Here is a 24611-nt window from a genome sequence, read left to right as displayed (position 1 = left end):
AATAAGGAGTGTGAGGAAGTATGAAAGGTGTATATCGATTTTTAATTGCTATGGCGCTTATTGTTGCAGCGATAGCGTCATATAGCGCTGGGAATAGCACCGGGCTTTTCGCTTTTGTGGTGCTTGGCTTTATGTTTGAAGCGGCTTTTTGGCTGCGCCTTTTCCCAGTGAGTAAAAAGCGCAAATCACACGCCTGATAGCCATTAACAAGTCAGTAAACGCTGGCAGGTTTTGGATTGGGGATTACCGAAAATTTCACCGGTTTTCCCATACTCCACCACTTCCCCGTGATCCAGCACTAACACCTGATCACTCATGTGTTTTACCAAACTCAAATGATGGGTGATCAACACGTAACTTAGCCCTGTCTCCCGTTGTAACTCTAGCAGTAAGTTTACCGTCTGTGCACGCACTGAGGGGTCAAGGGAGGAAAGCGCCTCATCCAATACTAAGACTTTAGGGTCCAGGATCAGTGCGCGTGCCAGTGCAACGCGCTGCAATTGCCCGCCAGAGAACATATGCGGGTAGTATAAGCGGTGCTCAACAAGCAGCCCTACCTTCGCTAATGTTTGCTTTATTTTTTCCAGTCTTTGTTCGCTGCTAAGCTCGGTATTCAAGCGTAAACAGTCATCTAAAATCTCGCCGATAGTGAGCGCAGGATTAAGTGACGTGGTTGGGTCTTGGAAAATCAACCGGATGTGCCGACAGTCGCCATGGCGACTAGTCCCATCATGCACTAAATCACTTTCTAAAATGATCTGGCCGCTACTGGCCTCATCGGCGCCGGCCAACACCTTTGCGAGTGTACTTTTTCCTGCACCCGTCTCGCCAATAACCGCTAACGTTTCGCCGCGACCTATACAAAATGAGATATCTTTGAGTAAACTGACCTTCTTATGGCTCAGTAAGCCCGCCCTCACAGCCAGTTGCTTGCCCAAACCTTGTACTTTCAATAAGGGTTGCATCAGCTTTGCTCCTGTTTATGTAAAGGGAAGTGACAGGCATAACTATGACCTTGCTCTTTGTCTAACTTAGGAGTAACGACACAGGCTTTCTGTGCGTTCGGACAGCGTGGCCCAAGTCGACACCCTATAGGTAAGTGCTGCAAGGTGGGAATGGTGCCTTTGAGAGCGAACAGCGGCTCCTTATGGCCAAGTGCAACATCATAGTCGGGCAAGCTCTGTAACAGCGCTTTAGTGTAAGGGTGGCGAGGTTGAGCAAACACTTTTTTGGTTGGTCCGGCCTCCACCATTTGCCCGCAATACAGCACGTGCATACCATGCGTCCAGTCAGTCAATTCTTCGAGTTCATGAGAGATCATCAGAATCGACATATTTTTAAGCTGATTTAAACTTTTCAGTAGTCGAAATACTTGCGCTCGTGTGGTGCTCTCCAATGCTGTGGTCGGTTCGTCGGCAATTAGTAGCTTAGGGGAGCGGGCGATGGCCATCGCGATCATCACCTTTTGGCACACGCCTTCTGATAACTCATGTGGGTAACTGGTCAAGACCTTGGAGTGCTCTTTGATGCCCACCTTGTGCAACAGTGCCCTGACACGCTGGCGTTTAGCTCTGCGTCGTTGCCATAAATTACCGGTATAGTTGCGCGCCGGAATACTTTCTTCAATTTGGTCACTGATCTTCGCAGTGGGATCGAGGCAACGACTCGGCTCCTGATAAATCATCGCTAAGTCTTGGCTTACCAACTTACGTCGCTTTTCATCAGAGAGCCGCATCAAGTCAACGCCGCGCCAGTGCATGCGGTCGGCCGTAACCCGCCAGCGTTTATTTAACGCACCCACTAATGCCTTGGCAATAAGACTTTTGCCAGACCCCGACTCGCCAATTAAGGCGTGTACTTCGCCTTCTTTTAGGCTGAAGTTTACTTTATCTACCACACGAATCACCGAATCTGAGGTCGTCAATTCTATGGTCAGATTTCGAATATCGAGCAATTGCATCAGTCCGCCCGCCGCTCTTTGAGTACATTACGCAAACCGTCACCAACAAGATTGGTGGACAGTACCGCTAAAAACAAAAGGATCCCCGGTAAGGCAACGGTCCATGGTGCGAGGTAAATTAGGCCTAGGTTTTCCGCCAATATAGCTCCCCACTCAGCTGTCGGAGGTTGCGCGCCAAGCTTCAAAAAGCCTAAGGCAGCAATGTCCAAAATGGCTAATGACAGCGCCATAGTAAAAATAACCACAATACGTTCGTAAATATTGGGGAAGATGCCCCGCACTAAGATTTGCCAGCGGCTGGCTCCATCAAGGCGAAATGCGCTGATGTAATCTTTATTAAGCTCTTCGACCACCAAGTTACGCACTGAGTGGATAAACTGTGGCAACAGCGCAAAGATAATCGCCCACACGGTGTTCATCAAACCCGGTCCGAGTATAGCGATGATGATAATCGCCAGCAGTAACGAAGGGATAGATAAGGTGATGTCTAACAGGTGATTTAGGAAGCTCGCACGCAGGCCATGGCTCATACCGGCGAAGGTGCCAACCAATACGCCCACCAAGGTGGTCATCAGTGCTGCAATAATTGATAAGCCGAAGGTATAGGTCGCACCATTCATAAGGCGTGAAAGCACATCACGGCCCAAATCGTCGGTACCTAAAATAAAGCGTACATCGCCATCTTCATGCCATGAGGGAGGAATTAATAGCGCATCCGCATGTTGCTCGTTGATGCCATAAGGCGCCAGTAAAGGCGCCGTGGTAGCAAGTACCGCCAGCGCAATAAAGAGCCATAAACCAACCAAAGACACATGGTTAGATTTAAACTTGCGCCATAACCGCGACAGCGGCGACACGTTAGACTGTTCGGTAAATAATTTAAACTTTGCCATGCGCTTGATTCCGTGAAATCGGGTCGAGCAGGGTGTAGAGCAACTCAGTGATAATGGTGGCGAAAATAATGAATACCGAGATTGCCAATAAGCCACCTTGAATTGCTGGGAAGTCACGTTGGTAAATGCTGTCTATTAACCAGCGACCAATGCCAGGCCATGAAAAAATAACTTCAGTGATCATGGCTAACGTGATCAACGCACTAAATTGCAGGCCGATTTGTTTTATCACCGGCAACAACGCATTGCGAAGCGCATGGTGAAAAATAAGTTGGCGGCGGCTCAACCCCTTCGCCCGGGCCGTTTTAATATAGTTTTGGTCAAGCACGTTGAGCATTGAGTCGCGGGTAAAGCGGATTAAAACCGTGGTTGGGTAGGTCGCCAGCACCAGAGTTGGCAATGCCAGGTGATGCAGCGCATCGGCAAAGGCAAGGCCGCCATAGGGAAAGCCCGCAATCATAATATCTAGCAAAATAAAATTACTGTATGCGGGGATCTCGTAAAGCAAACTGATACGCCCAGACATAGGGAACAGCCCCAGTTGTAAGCAAAATACCATAATAAGCAGCAGTGCTAACCAAAAAATAGGCACAGAGTAACCGACTAATGTAAAACCACTAATGAGCTTATCACCCCAACGCCCGTGTGATAGGGCGGCGATGACTCCCGCCGGAACCCCCGCCAACACGGACACAAACAGCGCATAAATAGCGAGCTCAAAGGTCGCAGGAGCTAAATCTAACACATGGCCAAAAACACCATCGCCAGAAGCAAAAGATAATCCCCAGTCGCCCTGCATAATGCGTCCTAAAAACGCAAAATACTGCGTTACATAGCCATCATCCATATGGTATTGCTGCTGTAATTGCGCTGTTTGCGAAAAGCCTGCAGTTTCAATACCACTAAAGTTCGTTAACGGGTCACCGGGGAACAGGTAGCCCAATGAGAAGGTAAACACACTCAGCGTAAAAAGCATAAAAACCAGCAACGAAACCCGGCGTAAGGCGAACTCTAACATCATGGCTTTTTACTCGCGTGGGCTAAGGATATGCCGCCAAAGGGACTAAGGCTGATCCCTTTTACTTGGCTGTCACGAGCTTGCGAGCGCTTCCCATGAGCCAGCGGAAATAGGGGCAGCTGTTTCGCTATCATCTGTTGCGCCTGGTGGTAAAACTGTTGTCGCTGCGCTTGCTCTGTGGTGTCTAACGCCTGCGTCAGGAGCATATCAAATTCGGGATTACACCAATTGGCCGGGTTCTTACCGCTGTAAGTGGCAGCGCAGCTCAGTAGTGGGCTAAAGAAATTGTCTGGGTCGGGGGTGTCAGCGGCCCATCCCAACAACACACTATCATGGCGATGCTCGCCTACGCGCTGTAAAAAGGTATTCCATTCATACTCGACAATACGCACGTTAACACCAATCGCACGCAGATCGCTTTGCATCAGCTCTGCCATTTTGCGTGCATTGGGGTTATAAATACGGCTTACCGGCATGGCCCAGATGGTCATATCAAAGCCATTTTCATAGCCAGCGACACTGAGCATCTCTCGAGCCTTTTCTGGGTCGTATTGGGGCAAATTAGATTGCTGCTCATAAGCCCAACTAATGGGCGGTAACATTGAAGCCGCTTTTACGCCTTGGCCGTAATACACCGCCTGCATAATTTTGTCGACATTAATGGCATGGGCTAATGCCCGGCGTACTTGCGGGTTATTAAAAGGCACACGTTCAGTATTAAAGGCCCAATAGCCGACGTTAAGGTTATCTTGTTGTTCCAATTGAATATCGTCGCGTTGGCGCAGAACGCTTGATTGGGTCGCACTTGGGTGTGGGGTAACATCGCATTCTTTGGTTAAAAGCTTGGCAATGCGTGTTGTGCCATTAGGAGTAATATCAAATACCAACTGATCGAGGTTTACTTGGTGCTCCCAGTACTCGGGGTGTGAATAGTAGCGGATCAGTCGATCGCGTTGGTATTCACGATAAACAAACGGGCCGGTGCCCACAGGTAGCTGGTCAAACAAATCCATCTGCTCGTTGGCCATCAGGGTCATTGCATACTCTTGCGAGGTGATCACCGCGAAGTCTGTAGCCAGATTCGCTAAAAAGCTACTTTCGGGGTTAAACAACTCAAATGTAACTTGGTATGGTGAGTCTTTGCGAATGTTGCGAATAAGCTGATCAAGACCGACACTCTGAAAATATGGGTAGCTGGCTTCACCAACGAAGTGATAGGGGTTGTATACGTCGAATAAGCGACTAAAGGTGAATACCACATCATCGGCGTTAAAATTACGGCTGGGTGTAAAGTAACGGGTGGTATGGAATTTTACATCTTCGCGCAGGTTAAACGTCACTTCCGTGCCATCATCGCTAATTTCCCAACTGGTCGCCAACTCGGGGATAAATTCACCAGTGATGGGATCAATACGTAGTAAGCGGTTGTACAACTGTTTAGCGATCAGATCGATAGTTGAACCGGTGGTCGTTACTTGCGGATTAAAAGAGACAGGGTTGGCCTCAGCACAATAAACCATGCCTTCCATAGGTGCATACTGCGTGTCTTCGTCTTGGCACCCCATTAAGAGCACCATGGCAATGCCTAACAACCGTGTGTACACAGGCTAAGCCTCTTGTTTTTGCTGCGAATCAAGTAAGTTGTATTTTTTCAAATATCCTCTTAGCTGATGATACGTTAAACCAAGCAATTGTGCAGTTTTCTTTTGATTAAATTGGCTAAATTCCAGCGCTTGGCGCAACAGTTCTGTTTCGTAGTCGCTGGAGAGTTGTTTTAAATCGCACGGGAAGTCCATTCGTTGGTTGTTTTTCGCCGGCTCTGCGGGTGCCACTTGAGGCTGCTCTGAGTCACTGAGTAGTGGCTGCTCATTGACGGCCATCGCAGGTTTGCGAGTGCTCAATGCCTTAGGCCGATAGGGGCTGGCAAAGGGGTCCAAATTAATCGTATGCACAGCGAGGCTTTCATTACCATGGCGATACAAGCTGCGCTCTATCACATTTTTCAGCTCACGGACATTCCCCGGCCAGTCATAGTCAAGCAGAGCCGCCTTGGCTCGGGTAGTGAAACCACTGAATAACTCCCACCCTAGGTTACGTGCCATGTTAATAGCGAAATGCTCGGCTAGCAGCAAAATATCTTCTTGGCGCTCACGCAGCGGAGGGAGCGTAATTACGTCAAAGGCGAGACGGTCCAGCAAGTCGTGTCGAAACTCGCCGGCATCGGCAAGGCTGGGTAAGTCTTCATTGGTGGCGCAAATAAGTCGTGTATCAACTTTTATTGGCGCCCGACCCCCAACGCGTTCAAACTCGCCATATTCAATTACCCGAAGCAGTTTTTCTTGGACCGCTGCGGGGGTATTTGCGAGTTCGTCTAAAAATAACGTGCCGCCGTTGGCGCGCTCAAAACGTCCTTCATGACGTTTACTGGCGCCAGTAAAAGCGCCACTTTCATGACCGAATAGCTCACTTTCAAGCAAATTCTCATTGAGTGCAGCGCAGTTAAGACTGACATAGGTTTGATCCCAACGCCCAGATAGATAGTGTAACCGTGCAGCGATAAGCTCTTTACCGGTACCGCGCTCACCAATGACTAGCACCGGCTTATCAAGGGGGGCCAACTGGGAGACCTGATCGAGCACCTCTAAAAAGCTATCGGATTGGCCCAGTAAATCGTCTTTTTTGCGGAACTGGCTCATTTACACTAACTCTTAGTTATTTTTGCTAAAGCTTAGTGTATTTCATTATTTGAAGATAAGAAAGTGATTTGGTGAATATAAAGTAACTTAATGAATAAATTAAGTTTTTTATGTGGTTTTAAAGTTGGCAAGCAACTTGATAATACGTAGAGTAGTCAACAAAGACTTCAACATCCGAGGTAAAGATTATGGGAATTTTTTCACGTTTTGCAGATATCGTAAACTCGAATATCAATGCTATTTTAGATAAAGCAGAAGACCCAGAAAAGATGGTGCGTCTAATCATCCAAGAGATGGAAGACACACTTGTGGAGGTGCGCTCGACATCGGCGAAAACACTCGCAGAGAAAAAAGAGCTCAGCCGCCGGTTAGAAACATTGAACAAGCAAACCGAGCAGTGGCAAGAGAAGGCTGAGCTAGCCTTATCTAAAGACCGCGACGATTTAGCACGCGCTGCACTACTAGAAAAGAGCAAGTGTACCGAAGCGAAAGAGTCACTTGAGCGTGAGCTTGAACATGTAGACGAGCACATCAACAAGTTGCAACAAGAGATCAGCACCTTGCAAGAGAAGCTCAGCGACGCTAAAGCGCGCCAAAAAGCCATTGTTCTTCGTCAGCGTTCAGTGCAATCGCGTCTAGATGTGAAAAAGACACTTGATGGTGACAAGGTGCAAGATGCACTGGATAAGTTCGAGCGTTACGAGACAAAGATTGATGGCCTCGAGGCTCAGGTAGAATCCTATGAGTTAGGCCAGAAGTCGCTGTCTGATGAAATCGAGCAGCTAGAAAAGGACGAGAAAATTGACGATGAACTCTCAGCCTTGAAAGCAAAAATGGGCAAAACCGATAAAGCAGAATAATAATGTATAAGGTGAAGGGTCGTACGCGGCCCTAGCCACACGATGGCGCACCATAACAACAAGGCAGGAGAGGATTATGTTTGATTTTGATATGTTATTACCACCGATTGTCATATTTTTGATTTTTGTGGCGCCGTTGTGGCTGATATTACATTACCGCAGTAAAAAACAGGTAAGCCAAGGGTTAAGTGAACACGAGCACCGTCAACTGGTTGAGCTGGCTAATAAAGCAGAGAAAATGGCAGAGCGCATCAATACCTTAGAGACCTTGCTCGACCAGGAGTCCCCGCAGTGGAGGAGTAAGGTATGAGTGGCAAACGCGAATTATATCGCAACCCCGAACGCGGCAAGCTAGGCGGCGTATGTGCAGGGGTCAGCGACTACTTTAATTTTGAGTTGTGGTTGGTACGCATTATTTTCATCTCCGCCGTGTTGTTGGCCGGGGGACCCTTATTTATCGTTGCCTACATTGCTGCTTGGCTTATATTAGAGAAAAAGCCAGCCGCAGAGCAAACAGCGCCCAGTAGTAAGAGCGCCCATGTCGGTGAGGTGAAAGCCAAAGTGTGGCAAAAGGGTGAGCCTCCGCGTAAGGCCCTTAAAGAATTGAAGGAGTATTTAGGTGAGTTAGACAACCGTATTCAGCATATGGAGACTCATGTAACTTCGCCGACCTTCACGGTAGACAGAGAAATTAATAAGCTATAAAGCCCTCAGGCGCATTGCAACCAGCTAGTCATGATTAGCTGGTTGCCTGCGTTTGTATGCAAGGGTATTTAAACAAGGAGTTAATTTGTCGTACTCACGCCTTGATAAGCTCAAAGACAGAGCCAAAAAGACTTTAAAGCGTACCTTAGATAGCCATATCACCCTGGCGGTTACAGGATTGTCAGGCAGTGGAAAAACAGCCTTTATCACAGCTTTAGTGCACCAGCTATCAGAGCAAGCGAGCGAACAAAACATGCCTTTTTTTCGTGTTGTTCGTGAGGGGCGCCACATAGCCACACAACCGGTGCCACAAAAAGCGCTGAATATCCCGACTTTTGCGTATCGTCAAGCGATGGCGGCGTTGAATCAGCAACCGCCGGCCTGGCCAGAGTCAACGCAACGTATTAATACTTTACGCCTCGCCATGCGCTACCGTCCCAAGCAGGGGTTACGGACACAATTTGGTGATAGCGCCACACTAACCATTGATCTTATTGATTACCCAGGTGAGTGGCTAATGGATTTACCCATGTTGAACATGGATTATCCCACTTGGTGTGAACGTCAGTTAACGATGCTAAACAAGGCCGCGAGATCAGAGCATGCACAGAACTTTATGACTGCACTGCATGAGTTTGACGCCAATGCAGAGGTCGATGAAGTACGCTTAAAAGAGCTCAGTGAGTTGTACAAGCAAGCCTTAGTGAATATTAAGGCTCATGCCCACGCCGCTAACTTGCAACCGGGGCGGATGTTGATCCCCGGGGAGTTAGAGGGTGCGCCGCTTTTGTCTTTTTTCCCTTGCCATGCGCCACAGCAGGGTGGGCAGCATACTCAATATCAGCAGCTTGAGGCACGCTTTGAAGCCTATAAAGCACAAGTCGTTAAGCCTTTTTATAAAGACTACTTTTGCCATTTTGACCGTCAAGTGGTGCTTGTGGACTTATTGCGAGCGCTAAAGCTGGGTCCGGACATATTCGATGAGCAAGCCGAGGCAATCACCGAGTTGCTGTCTTTTTTTGATTACGGCAAGAGCAATGTGCTGCGCCGACTGTTCAGTCCCAACATTGATAAACTGCTGTTTATCGCCAATAAAGCAGACCAAGTTGGAGCTAATTACCATCAAGACTTGGCGCTGCTGTTGCACGATATTGTTAAAGAAAAAGCCAATAGCTTGACCTTTTCTGGAGTTGAAGTGGACACCATGGCGATGGCCGCTGTGTGTGCAACACAGGGCAAGCAAGTGGTGGAAAAAGGGCAAAGTTTGCATTGCGTCTATGGTAAACCGCTGCATGAGTCGCAGTGGCTCACCTATTTGCCACCGCAGCCACCGCGACACCGTTTGACTGCACAGCAATGGCCACAGCAGGGATTTGACTATATCGATTTTGCCCCTTGGCCGCACAGCGACGGACGCTTGCGACATATGCGTATGGATCATGCGCTGGAATTTTTATTGGGGGATAAGCTGACATGAGTGAGCCAGTTAATTTAGCCGGAGCGCGGCGTTTTGAGGGTCAATCGCAGCAGCAATCTGCATCTCAGTTGGAGCCCGCTAAAGTGGTCGCTCGTAATGACGCGCCGCAAGAGGAGGATGATTTCGACTTGGCGCAGGGAAGCGAGCTGGAATCAACACTGGATGAGGAATTGGGGCGCCAGCGTGGTAAACGCTCGCTATTGAAAAGGCTGTTTGCTTGGCTGTTGTTAACCCTCATTATCGTTGAAACCGTGCTGAGTATTGTTGCGAGCTTTCAAGCCTCTGTATGGCTTGGCGCGTTATATAGCAGTGTTATCGGGCTGGCGGTGTTGCTAATTGGCCGATTGCTATGGCGTGAGCTGGTCAATTTGAAGCGCCTCAAAGTTAATCGTCATCATCAACAACAAGCTCAACGGTTGTTGGCGAGTGAACAAATCGGCCAAGCGCTACCTTGGCTGGAGAGCGTTAACCGTATTCAAAACCATGCGGACTTTGCACAATTTAAAGGGCAAATTGCCGAGCACCTAAGTGACCGCGAAGTGATGGAGTTGTATCGCGACACCTTGCTGGTGCGCCAAGATGAACAGGCTAAGCAGATTATTAATCGCTACGCCGTTGAATCAGCGGTGCTAGTCAGTGTCAGCCCATTAGCGGTAGTGGATATGCTTGCGGTGTTATGGCGCGGACTGAAACTGGTCGATACCCTTGCGGATAATTATGGCTTGGCACTGGGCTACATGAGTCGCGTTCGGCTTTACCGCAGTTTGGTTAAGCAAATGCTCTTTGTCGGTTCGACCGAGTTGCTTGCCGATCTCGCCGCCACGGCGTTTGGCACCAAGTTGTTGAGTGTATTATCGACTCGTGCTGCCCAAGGCCTCAGCGCCGGGGTGTTGACTGCACGCATTGGCTATAAGGCGATGGAGCTGTGTCGACCATTACCGAAGCTGGAAGCCAAGCCATCTTTATTGCGAGCGACAGCAAAACGCTTAGCTGCCCGATTGACGCGTTTAGATAAGCGTGAAAACGAGCAGACGACCGAGAACGTCAACAAAGATTGACGAAAACACCGAGATGATACAGCAAGCTAGCCATCCAAGCGGCTAGCTTGCTTGTTTTATAGCCAGAACTGCCACTATGTTAGAAAGAAAAACGGTGGCATTATGAAAAATATTCAACCTTCAGACAAAACGCAATGTATCCATCCCCAGGGTGAGCGTCGCGATCCCCATCGCGCTTTAGCGGCCCCTTTATACCAAACCTCAACCTTTGTGTTTGACGACGCAGCGCAAGGTGCAGCCCGCTTTGCCGGCGAAGAGGGCGGGTATATTTATTCTCGTCTCGGCAACCCCACAGTGCGCGAGCTAGAGCAGAAGCTGGCAGCGCTTGAACAGACCGAAGATGCGGCGGCCTGCGCCACTGGTATGGGTGCGGTTTCAGCAGCAGTCATGAGCTTTCTCAGCGCAGGCGATCACCTGATAGCATCAACAACAGTCTATGGCTGCACTTATGCACTGTTTAGCCACTTACTTACTCGCTTTGGCGTCGAAGTCACTTTTGTTGATTGCAACGATATACAGGCTGTTAAGCAAGCGCTGCGCCCGAATACTAAAATGTTATTTGTAGAGACACCTGCCAATCCAAACATTGATGTTTACGACTTACAGCAGTTGTGCGATGTAGCAAAAAGTCACCAGTTGATCAGCGTTGTTGATAACACCTTTTTGACGCCAATTTTGCAAAAACCCGCGCACTTTGGTGCAGATTTGATCGTGCACAGCGCGACGAAGTACCTCAATGGTCATGGTGATGTCGTCGCAGGTCTGGTGTGTGGCAGTAATGAGCATATTCAGTGTATTAAATCGACGGTACTCAAAGATATTGGTGCCACCATGAGCCCATTTGATGCCTGGTTAATATTACGAGGTATGAAAACCTTAGCGGTGCGTATGCAGGCCCATTGTCAAAGTGCTCATCAGGTGGCGGAATTTCTAAATCAGCATCAAAGTGTTGAACGCGTTTATTTCCCAGGGCTCAAGAACGATCCAGGACATCGGCTTATGGGCTCGCAAATGCAAGATGCCGGCGGCGTGATTGCTTTTGAACTTAAAGCGTCTTTAGCACAAACAGAGCAGTTTATTAATAGCTTGCAGTTGTGCACATTGGCGGTCAGTTTAGGTGATACGGAAACCCTTATTCAGCACCCGGCTTCAATGACTCACTCCACTTATGAACCGGAACAGCGTCGTGCCGCAGGAATTAGCGATGGCTTGGTCCGCATTTCTATAGGTTTAGAAGATGTTAATGAGATTATTGCAGATCTAAGCCAAGGGTTAGCAAAGCTTTAATAAATTTAGTAATAAATATTTTACACCCTTTTGCTTTGTAGCTCACTAAAAGCAAGGGTGTAATCTTTAAGGTTTCCAAGTGTATCTTTAAGTTTACGTTTTAGGCGGTTTGCGCAGAACGTATAACAGCACCAAGTATTACAAACAGATGTACTTTTCCTTAGTATCTGGTTAACACACACAGAGTCATTTGCGTCGTGCGTTTGCAGTGCAAACAAAAGCAAATGGGACAAGGTAAGGTAGTTATGGCTAAATCAAGTAAATACGTTTCTCGAACGCCGGATGAGAATGGCGTTATTCATTGGAGCGATGAAGAAAACCAAACCTGGGCCGAGTTGGTCGAGCGCCAGTTGGCGTGCATTGACGGGCGCGCTTGCGATGAGTATATCGAAGGCCTGAAAAAAATTAACTTGCCCACCGATCGTATTCCGCAGCTTAGCGAGCTCAATGAAGTACTCGAGCGCGAAACGGGTTGGCAGGTAGCGCCTGTCCCTGCGTTGATTGATTTTGATGAGTTTTTTCGTTTATTAGCGAACAAACAATTTCCTGTCGCCACCTTTATCCGCACTCGCGAGGAATTCGATTACTTACAAGAGCCGGATATTTTCCACGAGATCTTTGGCCATTGCGCTATGCTCACTAACCCGGACTTCGCTGAATTTACCCACAAGTACGGTCAGCTAGGCTATGCAGCAGACAAAAAAGACCGTGTCTACTTAGCGCGTTTATACTGGTTTACCGTTGAGTTTGGTTTGATGCAAACTAAAGACGGTCTTCGTATTTATGGCGGTGGTATTTTATCAAGTCCGGGCGAGACCAATTACGTGTACACCGATGAGCCCGAAATCAACCCAATAAATGTGTTGGATGTGCTGCGTACCCCTTATCGCATTGATATCATGCAGCCCGTGTACTACACCATTAACTCTATCCATGATTTATTTGAAATCTCGCAAATGGATTTAATGTCGATGGTAGCCAAGGCCAAAGAGCTTGGTTTGTTTGAACCTAAGTTTCCCCCTAAAGAGAAAAAAGCAAGTTAAGGAATTAGCAATGTCTGAATTAAGCGCACAAAAATGTGAAGCGTGTCGTGCCGATGCGCCCAAAGTATCAGATGAAGAGTTGGCCGAGTTAATTAAAGATATCCCAGACTGGGTGCCTGAAGTTCGTGACGGTATCATGCAATTAGAGCGCGTTTTTAAGTTTAAAAACTTTAAACAAGCGTTAGCCTTCACCAATGCGGTAGGTGATATGGCAGAAGAAGAAGGGCATCACCCAGGTCTTTTAACCGAGTGGGGTAAAGTAACAGTGACTTGGTGGTCTCACTCAATTAAAGGCTTGCATAAGAACGACTTTATCTGCGCGGCTAAAACCGACAAAGTGTTCGCATCGCTTTAAGCAATTGAGCTTTGCTTAAAAGGTCACCACACAAGGTGGCCTTTTTTATTGGCGGCTTCATTGTTGAGCACAACTTGCTATAATGCAGCGCTTGTCAGAACAAAAAATGAAATAACTATGAGTGCTGCTGATCTTCAATACATCAAGCAATCTATTGCCACAGTGCCGGATTACCCTAAGCCAGGCATCCAATTTCGCGATGTGACCACCTTGCTGGCCGATCCAAAGGCCTTAAAACTGACCATTGATAGCATGGTGAGCAAGTATAAAGACCAAGGCTTTACCAAAATCATTGGCACAGAGTCTCGGGGCTTTATCTTTGGCGCCCCTTTGGCTTATGTCCTAGGCATTCCTTTTATTCCTGTGCGTAAGCCGGGCAAGCTGCCGCGCGAGGTCATTGCACAAAGCTACCAGTTAGAATATGGTGAAGATATTCTTGAATTGCACAAAGATGCCATCGAACCCGGCGACAAAGTACTGCTCGTTGACGACTTACTCGCTACGGGCGGCACCATAGAAGCGACCGCCAAGCTGGTGGCCAAATTAGGCGGCCACGCCAGCGACGCAGCATTTGTGGTTTCTCTGCCCGCTCTAGGTGGTGAACAGCGAGTGCGTGAACAAGGTATCGATGTGTTCAAATTAGTTGAATTTGAAGGCGATTAAACATGAGCTATCAGGTTCTTGCCCGTAAGTGGCGACCGCAAACCTTTCATCAACTCGTGGGTCAAGACCATGTCAAACAAGCATTGGTTAATGCCTTAAACGAGCAGCGTTTGCACCACGCTTACTTGTTCACCGGCACTCGCGGTGTGGGCAAGACCACTATAGCCCGTATTTTTGCCAAAAGCCTGAACTGTGAGCAGGGTATCTCGGCACAGCCATGTGGTCAGTGTAGTACTTGTCTAGATATTGAAGCCGGTAAATACATTGACCTTATTGAGATCGATGCGGCATCACGGACCAAGGTTGAAGACACCCGAGAGATTCTAGATAACGTGCAGTATGCGCCGACTCGCGGGCAGTTCAAGGTTTACCTCATTGATGAAGTGCACATGCTTTCCAAGCACAGCTTTAATGCGCTGTTAAAAACATTGGAAGAGCCACCTGAGCACGTTAAGTTTCTGCTAGCGACTACCGATCCGCAAAAATTGCCTGTAACCATTTTATCTCGTTGTTTACAGTTCAATTTAAGTGCGCTGTCGGTGCACCAGATCAGTACTCAGTTAGCGCATGTGCTCAGCCAAGAGCAACTCGATTTTGAACAGCCTGCCTTAGCGGTGTTGGCTAAGGCTGCCGATGGCAGTATGCGAGATGCACTGAGTTTAACCGATCAGGCCATTGCGCAAACCAATGGGCAGTTGCACGAGGGGCCGATTAAAGACATGCTCGGGCTGATGGATGTGCGCTATGCCCAGCAATTGCTCAGTGCGGTATTGCTCGGCGATGGCGATGAGCTGATCCAGCAAATTCGCAATTTAGCACAACACAACCCGAATTATATTGCCGTACTTGATGACCTTTTGAATCTTACACACAGTGTGCAATTGACTCAGCTAGTGCCCAGTGCAGTGCTACTAAACGACCGTGACAGTGATTATATTACTGAGGTAGCAAACACTGCTGATACGCAACATATCCACTTGATTTATCAATTGTTGTTAGCGGGTAAGCGGGACCTACAATGGGCCAGCTCTGCGCAAGTGGGCTTTGAGATGTTAATGCTACGCCTGCTCGCTTTTGAACCACAGTATGGCACTTCGACCACATCGACGGCTCAACAGACGCCGCCTCGTGGTGATAATGAAGAAAAAACGGCGAACCTGCGGGCAATGCTAGCGCGTAACAAGGCTGGGTTAGAAAATACTGCTCAGCCTCAGCCTCAGCCTCAGCCTCAGCCTCAGCCTCAGCCTCAGCCTCAGCCTCAGCCTCAGCCTCAGCCTCAGGAGCCACGCGCGGCGGCGCAGCAAAGTACTTCTGCCTCTGAACCGCAACGCGCAGAACCCGCCACGGGCACCGAACCTGCGCCAGCGCAATCCGTTGCAAATGATGGCGATAACCAGGGGACAAGCGCAGCAAATGCCCAATATGAAGCTGACTCTCAAGATGATCAGCATCATGAAGCGATGGCCGCGCAGCAGTTTGAACAAGTGATGCAGCAGGCGCATGAACAAGGTTATCAACCCCACGCAGAGAATGCACAAACAGCAATGACCAGCGAGCAGGGCTCAGAAGTAGCCGCCAATGCAGGTGCTGAGCAAGGCTCCGCCCCCGCTTCACCAGCGCAGCAGTTAGACCAATTGCAAGATGAGGCGCAGTCTGCCATTGCGCGTATCTTAAAAAACCGCAAATTGGGAACAGCGAGCAGGCCTGTGCAAGAGGATGATAATGCAAAAAAGGCCGAGGCCCGAACTAAACGGGCCACCGCCGTAAGCACTGCGAGCCAAGAAACGGCTAATGCCGTTCCACCCGAAAAAACCAAAGTGCAGCGGCAACAATCGCCAGCCCAGCGGTTAATGGATAAACACCAGCCTGATCCGCAAAAATTGGCCCCTGAGCTGGTGGAGCAACTAGAAGCGCCGGCTTCACCGCGCAAAGAGTCGCAGCAAGAGCAAGTCGCTATCGCCGCACCTGAAGGCTTTGAAAGCAGTGTAAGTGATGTCAAATTTGCGCACCAACAGGATGACTGGGCACATATTATTGAGTCTATGGGTCTCGGTGGGCGTATTAGGCAGTTTGCTTTGCATAGTCGTTATCAAAAACAAGGCACAGAGCTGACGTTGCATGTAGAGCAAAGCCAGCGTCATCTAGACAGCAGTGCGTTACGTGAGCGCTTACAACAAGGGTTAGCTGAGCACTTTAAAGAACCATTGAACGTGCAGATTGAATTTGTCGATGAATTGCAACAAACGCCGTTTTTAATTCAGCAAAGTATTGATGGCCAGCGCTATCAACAGGCGGTTGCTGCAGTGAAAGCAGATGAACACGTGCAGCAGCTGATGACGCAATTTTCAGCAATCTTGGACGAAAACTCGGTTCAAGCATTGTAATTTACGGCTGTTGGCCTTATCTTTGCCAGCAGAGCGATTTTTAACGAGAGAGAGCACTATGTTTAAAGGCGGAATGGGCAATATGATGAAGCAAGCGCAGCAAATGCAAGAGCGCATGCAAAAGGCCCAAGAAGAAATTGCCAATTTAGAAGTGACCGGTGAAGCCGGTGCGGGCTTAGTTAAAGTGACCATGTTAGGTAGCCACAATGTACGCCGCGTGGAAATCGATGAAAGCCTAATGGAAGATGACAAAGACATGATTGAAGACTTGCTTGCAGCCGCGTGCAATGACGCTGTACGTCGCGTAGCAGACGAAAGTCAAAAACGTATGTCTGAGGTAACCGGTGGGATGAACTTACCCCCAGGCATGAAAATGCCGTTCTAAGTCTGTATCTAGATTTATGTGTTTAGCCCCGCTCTAAAGCGGGGTTTTTTATTTCTTTAAGATAGCAAACACAGAGGCTCTTGAGGACTGCTACACTCAACTACAAAGGAAGAGGGAGCCGCTGTCATGAATGATATATTGGTGGTCGAAGATCAGGAATTTGATTTTCGTATTATTAAAGCCATATTGGAAGAAAAGCACCACTCACTGACTCACGCTACATCTGCTGAGCACGCGTTGGTTGAAATTCATCGCCATTTACCGGCACTTATTCTGATGGACATAGAAATGCCTGGTATGAATGGGTTAGAGCTCTGTCGGCAGCTTAAGCAGGATGAGTACAGCGCCCATGTGCCTATCATTTTTATTAGCTCACACTCTGATCGCCAACATATTGATGATGCTTTTGCCGCCGGTGGTGTCGACTACATTGTTAAGCCCTTTAATAAAACTGAAGTACAACAACGGGTCAGTACCTACCTTATGCTGATAGAGGCAACGCATCGACAACAACAGATAAGCACGCTCAAAGATATTCTTTTGATGACCTCAGGGCTGGCACATGAACTCAATACGCCACTCGGAAATTGTCTAACAGCGAGTGGGTCGCTAGAGATGCAGAGTCAAACACTGCATCAAGCACTGAATAAAAAATCCCTAACCGCCAAAGCGTTAAACTCTGGCTTGCAGAAAATCGACCATGCCAACACTTTGCTGATGCGCAATTTGCTGAAAACCAGTGAAATGGTGGGTGAGTTTCAAACTATGTTTAATGACTACAGCACCCCAGACGGTGAAGCGATTAATATTCATGATATGGCATTAATATTATTCGAGCCCTTCACTTACCAAAGTTACCCCTTCCGGCTTTCGTTTGATGTGCAAGGACAGCTGCATATGGATCACGGCAGCAATACCATACAGCGGGTCCTGTTGGAGTTGATGGCCAATAGCTGCAAACATGCTCAGTTAGAGCCGGGTGACAATTTAGAAGTTGTGCTCAAGCTAGAGCAAAGGGGTCAATATGCGCAACTTATCTATGAAGATAACGCAGCGGAATTATCAGCCGAGCAAGCGGCGCAAATATTGTCACCCTTTTACACCACAGCACGAGCTAATGGAGCATTAGGGCTTGGGGGAACCCGTATTGCCCAAGGCATTACCCTGCTGCTTAATGGCTCTATTGAAGTACAGGCGCTGCGCCCGCGTGGTGTGCGTTTTAGTATACAAGTGCCGCTACAGAGCCAATCTGGTTCACCTAATCGCTTGCAAGCAGGAGCGCGCTACTAAAAGCCCTTGAGCCTAAGTGCTGAAGCGCTTTATACTGGGGTTTTGGCGCTAAGGTCAATGTCTGCCTTGTGCTCTTGCCAACGCTTGTGGCTAGGCCACCGGTGTATTCATGACCTCTGTGGTACTTGGGATCCGTTATGCAATTATCTCCAAAATTAACGCAACTTGTTGACGCTTTACGCTGCCTACCAGGCATTGGCCCGAAATCAGCGCAGCGCATCGCTTTTCATTTATTAGAGCGAGACCGAGAAGGGGGGGCACAATTAGGGCAAGCCTTAAACCAGGCGATGCAAGACATTGGTCATTGCCAAAGTTGTCGTACCTTTACTGAGCAAGACATCTGCGAGTTATGTAGCAATATAAAGCGCCAAGATTCGGGCTTGTTATGTATTGTGGAATCACCCAGTGACGTCTTGGCGGTTGAACAAACAGGGCACTATCAAGGCTTATACTTCGTATTAATGGGTCATCTTTCGCCACTCGATGGTATTGGCCCGAATGAAATTGGCCTAGACGTGTTAGAGCAAAAACTTGCCCAAGGCAGCATCAATGAAGTGATATTAGCGACCAACCCGACAGTTGAAGGCGAAACCACGGCTCATTATATTGCCCAGTTGTGTAAACAGTACAATGTCGGTGCGTCGCGCATCGCCCATGGCGTGCCCGTTGGAGGCGAGCTTGACTTAGTCGATGGTATGACATTATCCCATGCCTTCAACGGTCGTAAACAAGTGCAATATGAAAGCTGACTTTTAGAGAAGTCTGTTTACTTACAAAAAAGCGCCGTTAGGCGTTTTTTTTATGCGTACGCTCTTGAATCCGAGATGCAATACCCCATATACAGAGCATATCTGCTTCCCAGACATGCTGGGATTGTTTGCTAACGGAGAGAGAAATGACAGCAACATCAGAAAAAGAAACGCTCGGCTTTCAAACCGAAGTAAAGCAACTGCTTAACTTAATGATCCACTCTTTGTATTCCAACAAAGAGATTTTCCTACGTGAGTTGGTTTCTAATGCGTCAGATGCGGCAGACAAGCTGCGTTTCTTGGCGTTAGAAAATGACAGTTTGTATGAAGGCGATGCCGACTTAAAAGTGCGTATTAGCGCCGATAAAGATAAAAAAACGGTCACCATCAGCGATAACGGCATAGGCATGAACCGCGATGAAGTGGTGAGTGCATTGGGCACGATTGCCAAATCGGGTACTGCTGAGTTTTTCCAAAACCTTACCGGAGATAAAGCTAAAGACTCGCAACTTATTGGTCAATTCGGTGTGGGTTTTTACTCGGCCTTTATTGTTGCCGACGAAGTGACTGTGCGCACGCGTAAGGCCGGCGAAAGCCAGGCTGTTGAATGGCAGTCAAAAGGCGAGGGTGAGTACACACTAGCGAATATTGACAAGCCGAGTCGAGGCACTGAGATTATTTTACATCTGCGCGATGATGAAACAGAGTTCCTTGATGACTTCCGTCTACGCGGTATCGTGACTAAATACTCAGACCATATTTCGATTCCGGTGGAAATGTATCGTGAGCCAGTGCCGGAATCTGAAGGCCCTGACGGTGAGAAAATTGAAGCCAAGCCCGGTGAGTGGGAAGCTATTAACAAAGCTGAAGCCTTATGGACACGTGATAAATCTGAAATCAGTGATGAAGAATATCAAGAATTCTACAAGCATGTAGGCCACGATTGGGAAGAGCCACTGACTTGGGCGCACAATAAAGTAGAAGGTAAAACTGAATACACTAGCCTGCTTTACATTCCTAAGCGTGCACCGTTTGATTTGTATAATCGCGACCGCCAAAACGGCTTAAAACTGTATGTGCAACGCGTCTTTATCATGGATGACGCAGAGCAGTTTATGCCTGGCTACTTACGCTTTGTAAAAGGTTTGCTTGATTCCAATGATTTACCATTGAACGTGTCTCGTGAAATTTTACAAGACAACAAAGTGACCCAGGCGATCCGCAAAGGCTGTACCTCGCGGGTATTAAAAATGCTTGACCGCATGGGCAAAAACAAGCCTGAGCAGTACCAGACTTTCTGGAATGAGTTTGGTGGGGTGATTAAAGAAGGCCCAGCTGAAGATATGGCTAACAAAGAAGCCATTGCCAAGCTGCTGCGCTTTGCTTCAACGCACAGCGATGAAGCAACTCAGAATGTATCACTAGAGCAATACATTGAGCGCATGGATGAAGGCCAAGACAAGATTTACTACGTTGTGGCTGATAGCTTTGAAGCGGCGAAAAACTCACCGCATTTGGAGATTTTCCGTAAAAAAGGCATCGAAGTCTTACTGCTGAGCGATCGTGTTGACGAGTGGATGATGAGCCACCTTACTGAGTTCCAGGAAAAGCAGTTCCAGTCGATTACTCGTGGCGATCTTGACTTAGGTGACTTGGACGACGAAGAAAGTAAAAAAGCGCAAGAAGAGTCTGAGAAGGAAGTAGCAGGACTTTTAGAGCGCATCAAAGAGGTGCTTAGCGATAAAGTTAAAGAAGTACGCTTTACCCATCGCTTAACTGACTCGCCAGCCTGTGTTGTTGCCGATGAGAACGACATGAGCTCGCAAATGATCAAGTTGATGGAATCAGTTGGGCAGCAAGCGCCGGAAACCAAGCCGGTGTTCGAGCTTAACCCTGAGCACCAACTTGTGAAACATTTAAATGATGAGCAAGACGAAGATAAGTTCAAGCAGTGGTCAGAAGTATTGCTTGACCAAGCACTATTGGCTGAGCGCGGCAGCTTAAAAGACCCAGCTGGCTTTGTTAGTCGACTGAATAAACTCATGCTTGATTTAAATAAGTAAACAGTTCCCAACCGAAAGGCCCGAGCAATAGCTCGGGTTTTTTTATTGATAAATTCATAAAAAACGGAAGGTTAGGGGTTTTCAAGCGAGTTAAAAGAACATAGAATAACATCGTGTTTTGGGGCTATAGCTCAGCTGGGAGAGCGCTTGCATGGCATGCAAGAGGTCGGCGGTTCGATCCCGCCTAGCTCCACCAATCACTTCTTTTCCTTACCAGTACATTGATTCCCTTTTTTTAAGTTGCGAATATCTGATCTTACAGTTTAGATGAACAGGTTTAGACTTTATCTGACTGGCAGCTATGAGCGAAAAATAGACGTTCTCTAGCTAGCCTTGGTAGTGCTATCCTAATGCCAGCAAGAATGTAGCTCCAGCTAATACGTTCCTTTCAAAGCTTGCCATCTACAAAGACTTCATAACAATCAGTTTGGTTTGCTTTAAACAACTACATTATGGAAAGAATAAATAAATTACCTACTGAGTATTTTTCTGGTAACGAAGTCACCCACCCTAATTTACTCTGTGCAACAGCTGTGGCAAGGTTCAAATTGTTGTTCCTATGGCCTGTCGAAGTGCTTAGGTGAAAACCTACCTGAACTTGCACTGTATAAGTGTTGATTGTATGGATTTTATGTGTTTATATACCCCCCATTTTTTAATGGAACATATCATGAAGGAACATATCATGAGTCAATTACGCTCATTTTGTTACTTTGCTCTGCTAATGCTATTAACAGCGTGTGGCGGCGGAAGTGATTCTGGCGACAGTAATAGCAGCGAAGGTAACAGCCCAGTACCACAAACCGCTATCTCATTTGCTGAAAATTCAATCCAAATATTGATAGACGAGATCCCACCAGTTAATAAGATATCAGGAGGCTCAGGCACGGGAGCAATAACGTTCTCATCGTCAGACTCATCAATAGTAGAAGTAGTGAACCCTCAAACCGGGCAAATAAAAGGTATTGGAGCAGGAAGTGCAACCATTACTGTATCCAAAAGTGGTGATTCTCAGTACAAGTCAGCATCTGCCAGTTATTCAGTTGAAGTTAAAAAGCGTGAGCAAGAAGCATTAATTTTTGATGCAAGTTATGTCACAAAGTTTGTGGACGATTTAAACTTTACAAACCCGCTCAATGGTGGAAGTGGTACAGGCTCAATAACCTATAGTTCGAGCAACCCAGACGTTGCGACTATTGACCTTACATCTGGAGACGTAACTTTTACAGGTAATGGCACAACAATCATAAAAGCTACCAAATCCGCAGATGAAATATATAATTCAGCAGAAGCGTCTTATTCATTGACAATAAATAGAAGAAATCAAGACGACATTGTTTTTGAGCAAGACTCACTTTACATCTATATAGATGAAACTAAAACTAATCACTATACAGGCGGGAGTGGAGAAGGAGAGGTTACCTATTCGACATCCAATGCTGAAGTTGTGCTCATTAACACCGAAACGGGTTTATTGACACCTGTGGAAGCAGGTTCTGCTACCATTAACCTGACTAAATCGGGTGACACTTTTTATGAACCTCAAACAGCTCAGTTCACAGTTAATGTAACAAAAAGAGAGCAGGAGCCTTTATCATTCCAGTCTAACTCTTTAGATTTGTTAATTGATACCCCGATACAGAGCAATCCTTTATCAGGAGGTACAGGCTCAGGTACTATAACTTATCAATCCAGTGATACGTCAGTGGTCGATGTCAATTCAAATACAGGAGAATTAACATTACTCACAGACGGGGTTGCAACTATAACCGCAACAAAAGCTTCAGATGCTGTGTACAGTGAATCAACAGCTTCCTACGATGTTGATATCAGTTATATATTAGATGAGCTCAATATTGCCATTAGCTTAACAAATGCAGAGCTAACATGGAGTAAACAAAGTCAGCAACTGGAGCTATACAGAAGTACCGACGCCAACTGTGATATAGCCAATTACACTGCATGTGATAATTCGCAGATGAATATTATATCCGCACAAGATGCACTGCCACTTCAAGATAGCTTTATAAATATTCAGCGTTCTGTAGACACGCTAGAACACCAAAGTGCCTATATTAAAATTGCCCACGAAGACTATATTTCTAATACCGTCCATGTAACACCTTCCTTACCTCCTTTTAAACTTGGGTTTGGCGCTCAAATGGTATCCTTTAAAGGTAAGTTGTGGTTGATAGGGGGTGAATACTACGAAGGCGACGATACTATTTGGCAAACTGGCATTTGGTCTTCTACAGACGGAATAAACTGGCAACTTGAGGTTGCAAATGCGCCATTCGGGGGGCGTGCATACTTTGAATTAATTGAATTTAATGAGCAGCTTTATTTAGTAGGTGGTCAAAAAGGAAGGGGAACAGGTGGAGCTGCGGTAGATCAGTCAGATGTGTGGCGCTCTGATGATGGAGTTAATTGGACATTAATCCAACCTAATCCAGGGTTTTATATAGGAAAGGTAGCATCTGCAATCGTCTTTCAAGGTAAGCTATGGCTATATGGAGACGCCTACGGTAGTGAAAATAGCACAATCTACTCGACCGAAGATGGATTCAATTGGACTGTGCAAAATAGCTCGGCAGCATACAAGCCTAGACGTAAGCCTACATTATTTGTCCACGATGACATCATGTGGATGTACGGTGGCCTGGTAATTGAAAATAACCAAGCAAAGGCGGCTAACGAAATTTGGTCATCAGAAGATGGAGTTAATTGGAGTTTGAGGAATGCAGCCCCCAATATTCCAAATGAATATGCTAATACTAGTAAAGTGTTCAATTTTAAGGGCAAACTTTGGATGATTAACGGACAAGCTTATACCGCTAATAATAGCGCCGTCTATTCATCTGATAATGGAATAGACTGGACGGTCGAAGCAAGCCCTATTATATCTAGGTTTAATACCTATTTAACAGGTGCTAAGTTCTCTGATAGGCTGTGGATATACAGTGGTCGACAAGATGAGTATATCTGGCACTCCAAAGACGGAAAAGATTGGAGAACCTATGTCGAGCTACCAGAACTAGAATGGAGCCCAAGACAAAAATAATCCTAGGGTGATGATAGCAATTTAACGTGGACACCCATTCAACTTAACCACCCCAATTTGTATGTTGGGGTGGTTTGTTTTAGTTTGACGTTGAATGGGTGTTTTTATAAATAAAAGTTTAGCTCGCTGGTACAGGCGCAAGTGTTTCGAAAGTAGAGTGTAAACGCATTGCAAGGTGCTAAGTTAGAGCGAAATTAAATAAGCTCGTCGCTTCGCTTGATTTTAGCTTATTCAATTCTGGCTGTTAGCTCAGCGTTGGTATGACCCCACATGTCAAGCAGAGTACACCGATCTCTGTCTAAACCTTTAACCATCAGTTGCCGCTCAATAAATTGAGTTAACACATCGAATGAAGCAAGTAGTGTCGTCAGTTATCATGGCGAAGCGTCGCCTTGGTGGTATCCGTGGGTTACTCTCTTTTCGGTGAGCTGCGCCTACTTTACTGAGCCTGCCGTGATTACTTCACAGCGACACATTGCCTCCAATCTATGTTCGTGGTTCAATAATTATTAATAATTACTGTTATCTCAAACGATAACCAAGTCACTATTGGCGACTCAAAACTCTCTAAGAGTTCGCTTCGCTCAAAACACTAATTTGGTTAAGCAATCTTGTGAATCTGTCATGGTTACAATTCGAGCTGATAAGTCGGCCAAAAATAAAG

The 24611-nt window shown here is 47.0% G+C and carries 22 protein-coding genes and 1 tRNA gene; 17 read left to right on the top strand and 6 right to left on the bottom strand.

The window, feature by feature from the left end; genetic code table 11:
- Positions 1–20: 20 nt before the first annotated feature.
- The gene (locus MHM89_RS15080) at positions 21–197 is read left to right on the top strand and encodes a hypothetical protein (RefSeq protein ID WP_235419673.1); all 177 of its coding nucleotides are present in this window, start codon (positions 21–23) and stop codon (positions 195–197) included.
- Positions 198–203: 6 nt separating this feature from the next.
- On the opposite strand, the gene MHM89_RS15075 is transcribed toward MHM89_RS15080, so the two are convergent.
- The 6 genes from MHM89_RS15075 to pspF are packed head-to-tail and all read right to left on the bottom strand — an operon-like array spanning position 204 to position 6567.
- Positions 204–965 (bottom strand): ATP-binding cassette domain-containing protein, encoded by a 762-nt coding sequence (locus tag MHM89_RS15075; protein ID WP_022944386.1) that lies wholly within the window; start codon positions 963–965, stop codon positions 204–206.
- A complete protein-coding gene (locus MHM89_RS15070) occupies positions 965–1960 on the bottom strand; it encodes an oligopeptide/dipeptide ABC transporter ATP-binding protein (protein WP_022944387.1) in 996 nt (331 codons plus the stop codon). Before MHM89_RS15070 ends, MHM89_RS15075 begins: the two co-directional genes overlap by 1 nt.
- A complete protein-coding gene (locus MHM89_RS15065) occupies positions 1960–2853 on the bottom strand; it encodes an ABC transporter permease subunit (RefSeq protein WP_022944388.1) in 894 nt (297 codons plus the stop codon). Before MHM89_RS15065 ends, MHM89_RS15070 begins: the two co-directional genes overlap by 1 nt.
- On the bottom strand, positions 2840–3874 hold the full coding sequence (locus MHM89_RS15060; RefSeq protein ID WP_239409139.1) for an ABC transporter permease: 1035 nt from the start codon (positions 3872–3874) through the stop codon (positions 2840–2842). The genes MHM89_RS15065 and MHM89_RS15060 overlap by 14 nt, the downstream gene beginning before the upstream one ends.
- Entirely contained in the window at positions 3871–5448 is a 1578-nt protein-coding gene (locus MHM89_RS15055; protein ID WP_239409253.1) for an ABC transporter substrate-binding protein, read from the bottom strand. The genes MHM89_RS15060 and MHM89_RS15055 overlap by 4 nt, the downstream gene beginning before the upstream one ends.
- Positions 5449–5478: 30 nt before the next feature.
- Positions 5479–6567 carry a phage shock protein operon transcriptional activator gene (gene pspF / locus MHM89_RS15050; RefSeq protein ID WP_022944391.1) on the bottom strand — a complete coding sequence of 363 codons (1089 nt, stop codon included), beginning with the start codon at positions 6565–6567 and terminating at the stop codon, positions 5479–5481.
- 188 nt (positions 6568–6755) lie between these two features.
- Here pspF and pspA point away from each other — a divergent pair, with 188 nt between their 5' ends.
- From pspA to MHM89_RS14970, 16 genes are all read left to right on the top strand, one after another.
- On the top strand, positions 6756–7427 hold the full coding sequence (gene pspA, locus MHM89_RS15045) for a phage shock protein PspA (protein WP_022944392.1): 672 nt from the start codon (positions 6756–6758) through the stop codon (positions 7425–7427).
- Between the two features lie 76 nt (positions 7428–7503).
- Positions 7504–7737 (top strand): envelope stress response membrane protein PspB, encoded by a 234-nt coding sequence (gene pspB, locus MHM89_RS15040; protein ID WP_022944393.1) that lies wholly within the window; start codon positions 7504–7506, stop codon positions 7735–7737.
- The gene (gene pspC, locus MHM89_RS15035; protein WP_022944394.1) at positions 7734–8132 is read left to right on the top strand and encodes an envelope stress response membrane protein PspC; all 399 of its coding nucleotides are present in this window, start codon (positions 7734–7736) and stop codon (positions 8130–8132) included. Before pspB ends, pspC begins: the two co-directional genes overlap by 4 nt.
- A gap of 85 nt (positions 8133–8217) precedes the next feature.
- Positions 8218–9609 (top strand): YcjX family protein, encoded by a 1392-nt coding sequence (locus MHM89_RS15030; protein ID WP_239409138.1) that lies wholly within the window; start codon positions 8218–8220, stop codon positions 9607–9609.
- Positions 9606–10667 carry a TIGR01620 family protein gene (locus MHM89_RS15025; protein WP_239385273.1) on the top strand — a complete coding sequence of 354 codons (1062 nt, stop codon included), beginning with the start codon at positions 9606–9608 and terminating at the stop codon, positions 10665–10667. The genes MHM89_RS15030 and MHM89_RS15025 overlap by 4 nt, the downstream gene beginning before the upstream one ends.
- Positions 10668–10769: 102 nt before the next feature.
- Positions 10770–11954 (top strand): methionine gamma-lyase, encoded by a 1185-nt coding sequence (megL, locus tag MHM89_RS15020; RefSeq protein ID WP_239409137.1) that lies wholly within the window; start codon positions 10770–10772, stop codon positions 11952–11954.
- 245 nt (positions 11955–12199) lie between these two features.
- A complete protein-coding gene (gene phhA, locus MHM89_RS15015; RefSeq protein WP_239409136.1) occupies positions 12200–12997 on the top strand; it encodes a phenylalanine 4-monooxygenase in 798 nt (265 codons plus the stop codon).
- A 10-nt stretch (positions 12998–13007) separates the two neighbouring features.
- A complete protein-coding gene (locus MHM89_RS15010) occupies positions 13008–13352 on the top strand; it encodes a 4a-hydroxytetrahydrobiopterin dehydratase (RefSeq protein WP_022944020.1) in 345 nt (114 codons plus the stop codon).
- A 117-nt stretch (positions 13353–13469) separates the two neighbouring features.
- Positions 13470–14015 carry an adenine phosphoribosyltransferase gene (gene apt / locus MHM89_RS15005; RefSeq protein WP_045978110.1) on the top strand — a complete coding sequence of 182 codons (546 nt, stop codon included), beginning with the start codon at positions 13470–13472 and terminating at the stop codon, positions 14013–14015.
- Between the two features lie 2 nt (positions 14016–14017).
- Positions 14018–16399: a DNA polymerase III subunit gamma/tau gene (gene dnaX, locus MHM89_RS15000; RefSeq protein WP_239409135.1), complete on the top strand. Its 2382-nt coding sequence runs from the start codon at positions 14018–14020 to the stop codon at positions 16397–16399.
- Positions 16400–16457: 58 nt separating this feature from the next.
- The gene (locus MHM89_RS14995) at positions 16458–16784 is read left to right on the top strand and encodes a YbaB/EbfC family nucleoid-associated protein (protein WP_022944023.1); all 327 of its coding nucleotides are present in this window, start codon (positions 16458–16460) and stop codon (positions 16782–16784) included.
- 126 nt (positions 16785–16910) lie between these two features.
- Entirely contained in the window at positions 16911–18074 is a 1164-nt protein-coding gene (locus MHM89_RS14990; protein WP_239409134.1) for a hybrid sensor histidine kinase/response regulator, read from the top strand.
- 137 nt (positions 18075–18211) lie between these two features.
- Entirely contained in the window at positions 18212–18823 is a 612-nt protein-coding gene (recR, locus tag MHM89_RS14985; RefSeq protein ID WP_022944025.1) for a recombination mediator RecR, read from the top strand.
- A 146-nt stretch (positions 18824–18969) separates the two neighbouring features.
- Positions 18970–20886, top strand: coding sequence for a molecular chaperone HtpG (gene htpG / locus MHM89_RS14980; protein WP_138509132.1), 1917 nt, complete (start codon positions 18970–18972; stop codon positions 20884–20886).
- Positions 20887–21006: 120 nt separating this feature from the next.
- Positions 21007–21082: transfer RNA gene (locus MHM89_RS14975), tRNA-Ala, on the top strand.
- A gap of 489 nt (positions 21083–21571) precedes the next feature.
- The gene (locus tag MHM89_RS14970) at positions 21572–23947 is read left to right on the top strand and encodes an Ig-like domain-containing protein (RefSeq protein WP_239409133.1); all 2376 of its coding nucleotides are present in this window, start codon (positions 21572–21574) and stop codon (positions 23945–23947) included.
- Positions 23948–24611: the final 664 nt, after the last annotated feature.

Origin of the sequence: Pseudoalteromonas sp. CNC9-20 (assembly GCF_022347875.1) — a bacterium.
Lineage (GTDB): Bacteria > Pseudomonadota > Gammaproteobacteria > Enterobacterales > Alteromonadaceae > Pseudoalteromonas > Pseudoalteromonas ruthenica.
Note: the sequence above shows the minus strand (reverse complement) of the source record. Positions and strands in the feature narration are given on the sequence as shown.

Bases quoted from the DNA above. Each gene is read 5' to 3' on its own strand.
- MHM89_RS14990 (WP_239409134.1), top strand. From the start codon at position 16,911: ATGAATGATATATTGGTGGTCGAAGATCAGGAATTTGATTTTCGTATT.
- MHM89_RS14970 (WP_239409133.1), top strand. From the start codon at position 21,572: ATGAGTCAATTACGCTCATTTTGTTACTTTGCTCTGCTAATGCTATTA.
- dnaX (WP_239409135.1), top strand. From the start codon at position 14,018: ATGAGCTATCAGGTTCTTGCCCGTAAGTGGCGACCGCAAACCTTTCAT.
- phhA (WP_239409136.1), top strand. From the start codon at position 12,200: ATGGCTAAATCAAGTAAATACGTTTCTCGAACGCCGGATGAGAATGGC.
- pspA (WP_022944392.1), top strand. From the start codon at position 6,756: ATGGGAATTTTTTCACGTTTTGCAGATATCGTAAACTCGAATATCAAT.
- recR (WP_022944025.1), top strand. From the start codon at position 18,212: ATGCAATTATCTCCAAAATTAACGCAACTTGTTGACGCTTTACGCTGC.
- apt (WP_045978110.1), top strand. From the start codon at position 13,470: ATGAGTGCTGCTGATCTTCAATACATCAAGCAATCTATTGCCACAGTG.
- htpG (WP_138509132.1), top strand. From the start codon at position 18,970: ATGACAGCAACATCAGAAAAAGAAACGCTCGGCTTTCAAACCGAAGTA.
- MHM89_RS14995 (WP_022944023.1), top strand. From the start codon at position 16,458: ATGTTTAAAGGCGGAATGGGCAATATGATGAAGCAAGCGCAGCAAATG.
- MHM89_RS15070 (WP_022944387.1), bottom strand. From the start codon at position 1,960: ATGCAATTGCTCGATATTCGAAATCTGACCATAGAATTGACGACCTCA.
- pspC (WP_022944394.1), top strand. From the start codon at position 7,734: ATGAGTGGCAAACGCGAATTATATCGCAACCCCGAACGCGGCAAGCTA.
- MHM89_RS15075 (WP_022944386.1), bottom strand. From the start codon at position 965: ATGCAACCCTTATTGAAAGTACAAGGTTTGGGCAAGCAACTGGCTGTG.
- MHM89_RS15010 (WP_022944020.1), top strand. From the start codon at position 13,008: ATGTCTGAATTAAGCGCACAAAAATGTGAAGCGTGTCGTGCCGATGCG.
- megL (WP_239409137.1), top strand. From the start codon at position 10,770: ATGAAAAATATTCAACCTTCAGACAAAACGCAATGTATCCATCCCCAG.
- MHM89_RS15025 (WP_239385273.1), top strand. From the start codon at position 9,606: ATGAGTGAGCCAGTTAATTTAGCCGGAGCGCGGCGTTTTGAGGGTCAA.
- MHM89_RS15080 (WP_235419673.1), top strand. From the start codon at position 21: ATGAAAGGTGTATATCGATTTTTAATTGCTATGGCGCTTATTGTTGCA.
- MHM89_RS15060 (WP_239409139.1), bottom strand. From the start codon at position 3,874: ATGATGTTAGAGTTCGCCTTACGCCGGGTTTCGTTGCTGGTTTTTATG.
- MHM89_RS15055 (WP_239409253.1), bottom strand. From the start codon at position 5,448: ATGGTGCTCTTAATGGGGTGCCAAGACGAAGACACGCAGTATGCACCT.
- pspB (WP_022944393.1), top strand. From the start codon at position 7,504: ATGTTTGATTTTGATATGTTATTACCACCGATTGTCATATTTTTGATT.
- MHM89_RS15065 (WP_022944388.1), bottom strand. From the start codon at position 2,853: ATGGCAAAGTTTAAATTATTTACCGAACAGTCTAACGTGTCGCCGCTG.
- pspF (WP_022944391.1), bottom strand. From the start codon at position 6,567: ATGAGCCAGTTCCGCAAAAAAGACGATTTACTGGGCCAATCCGATAGC.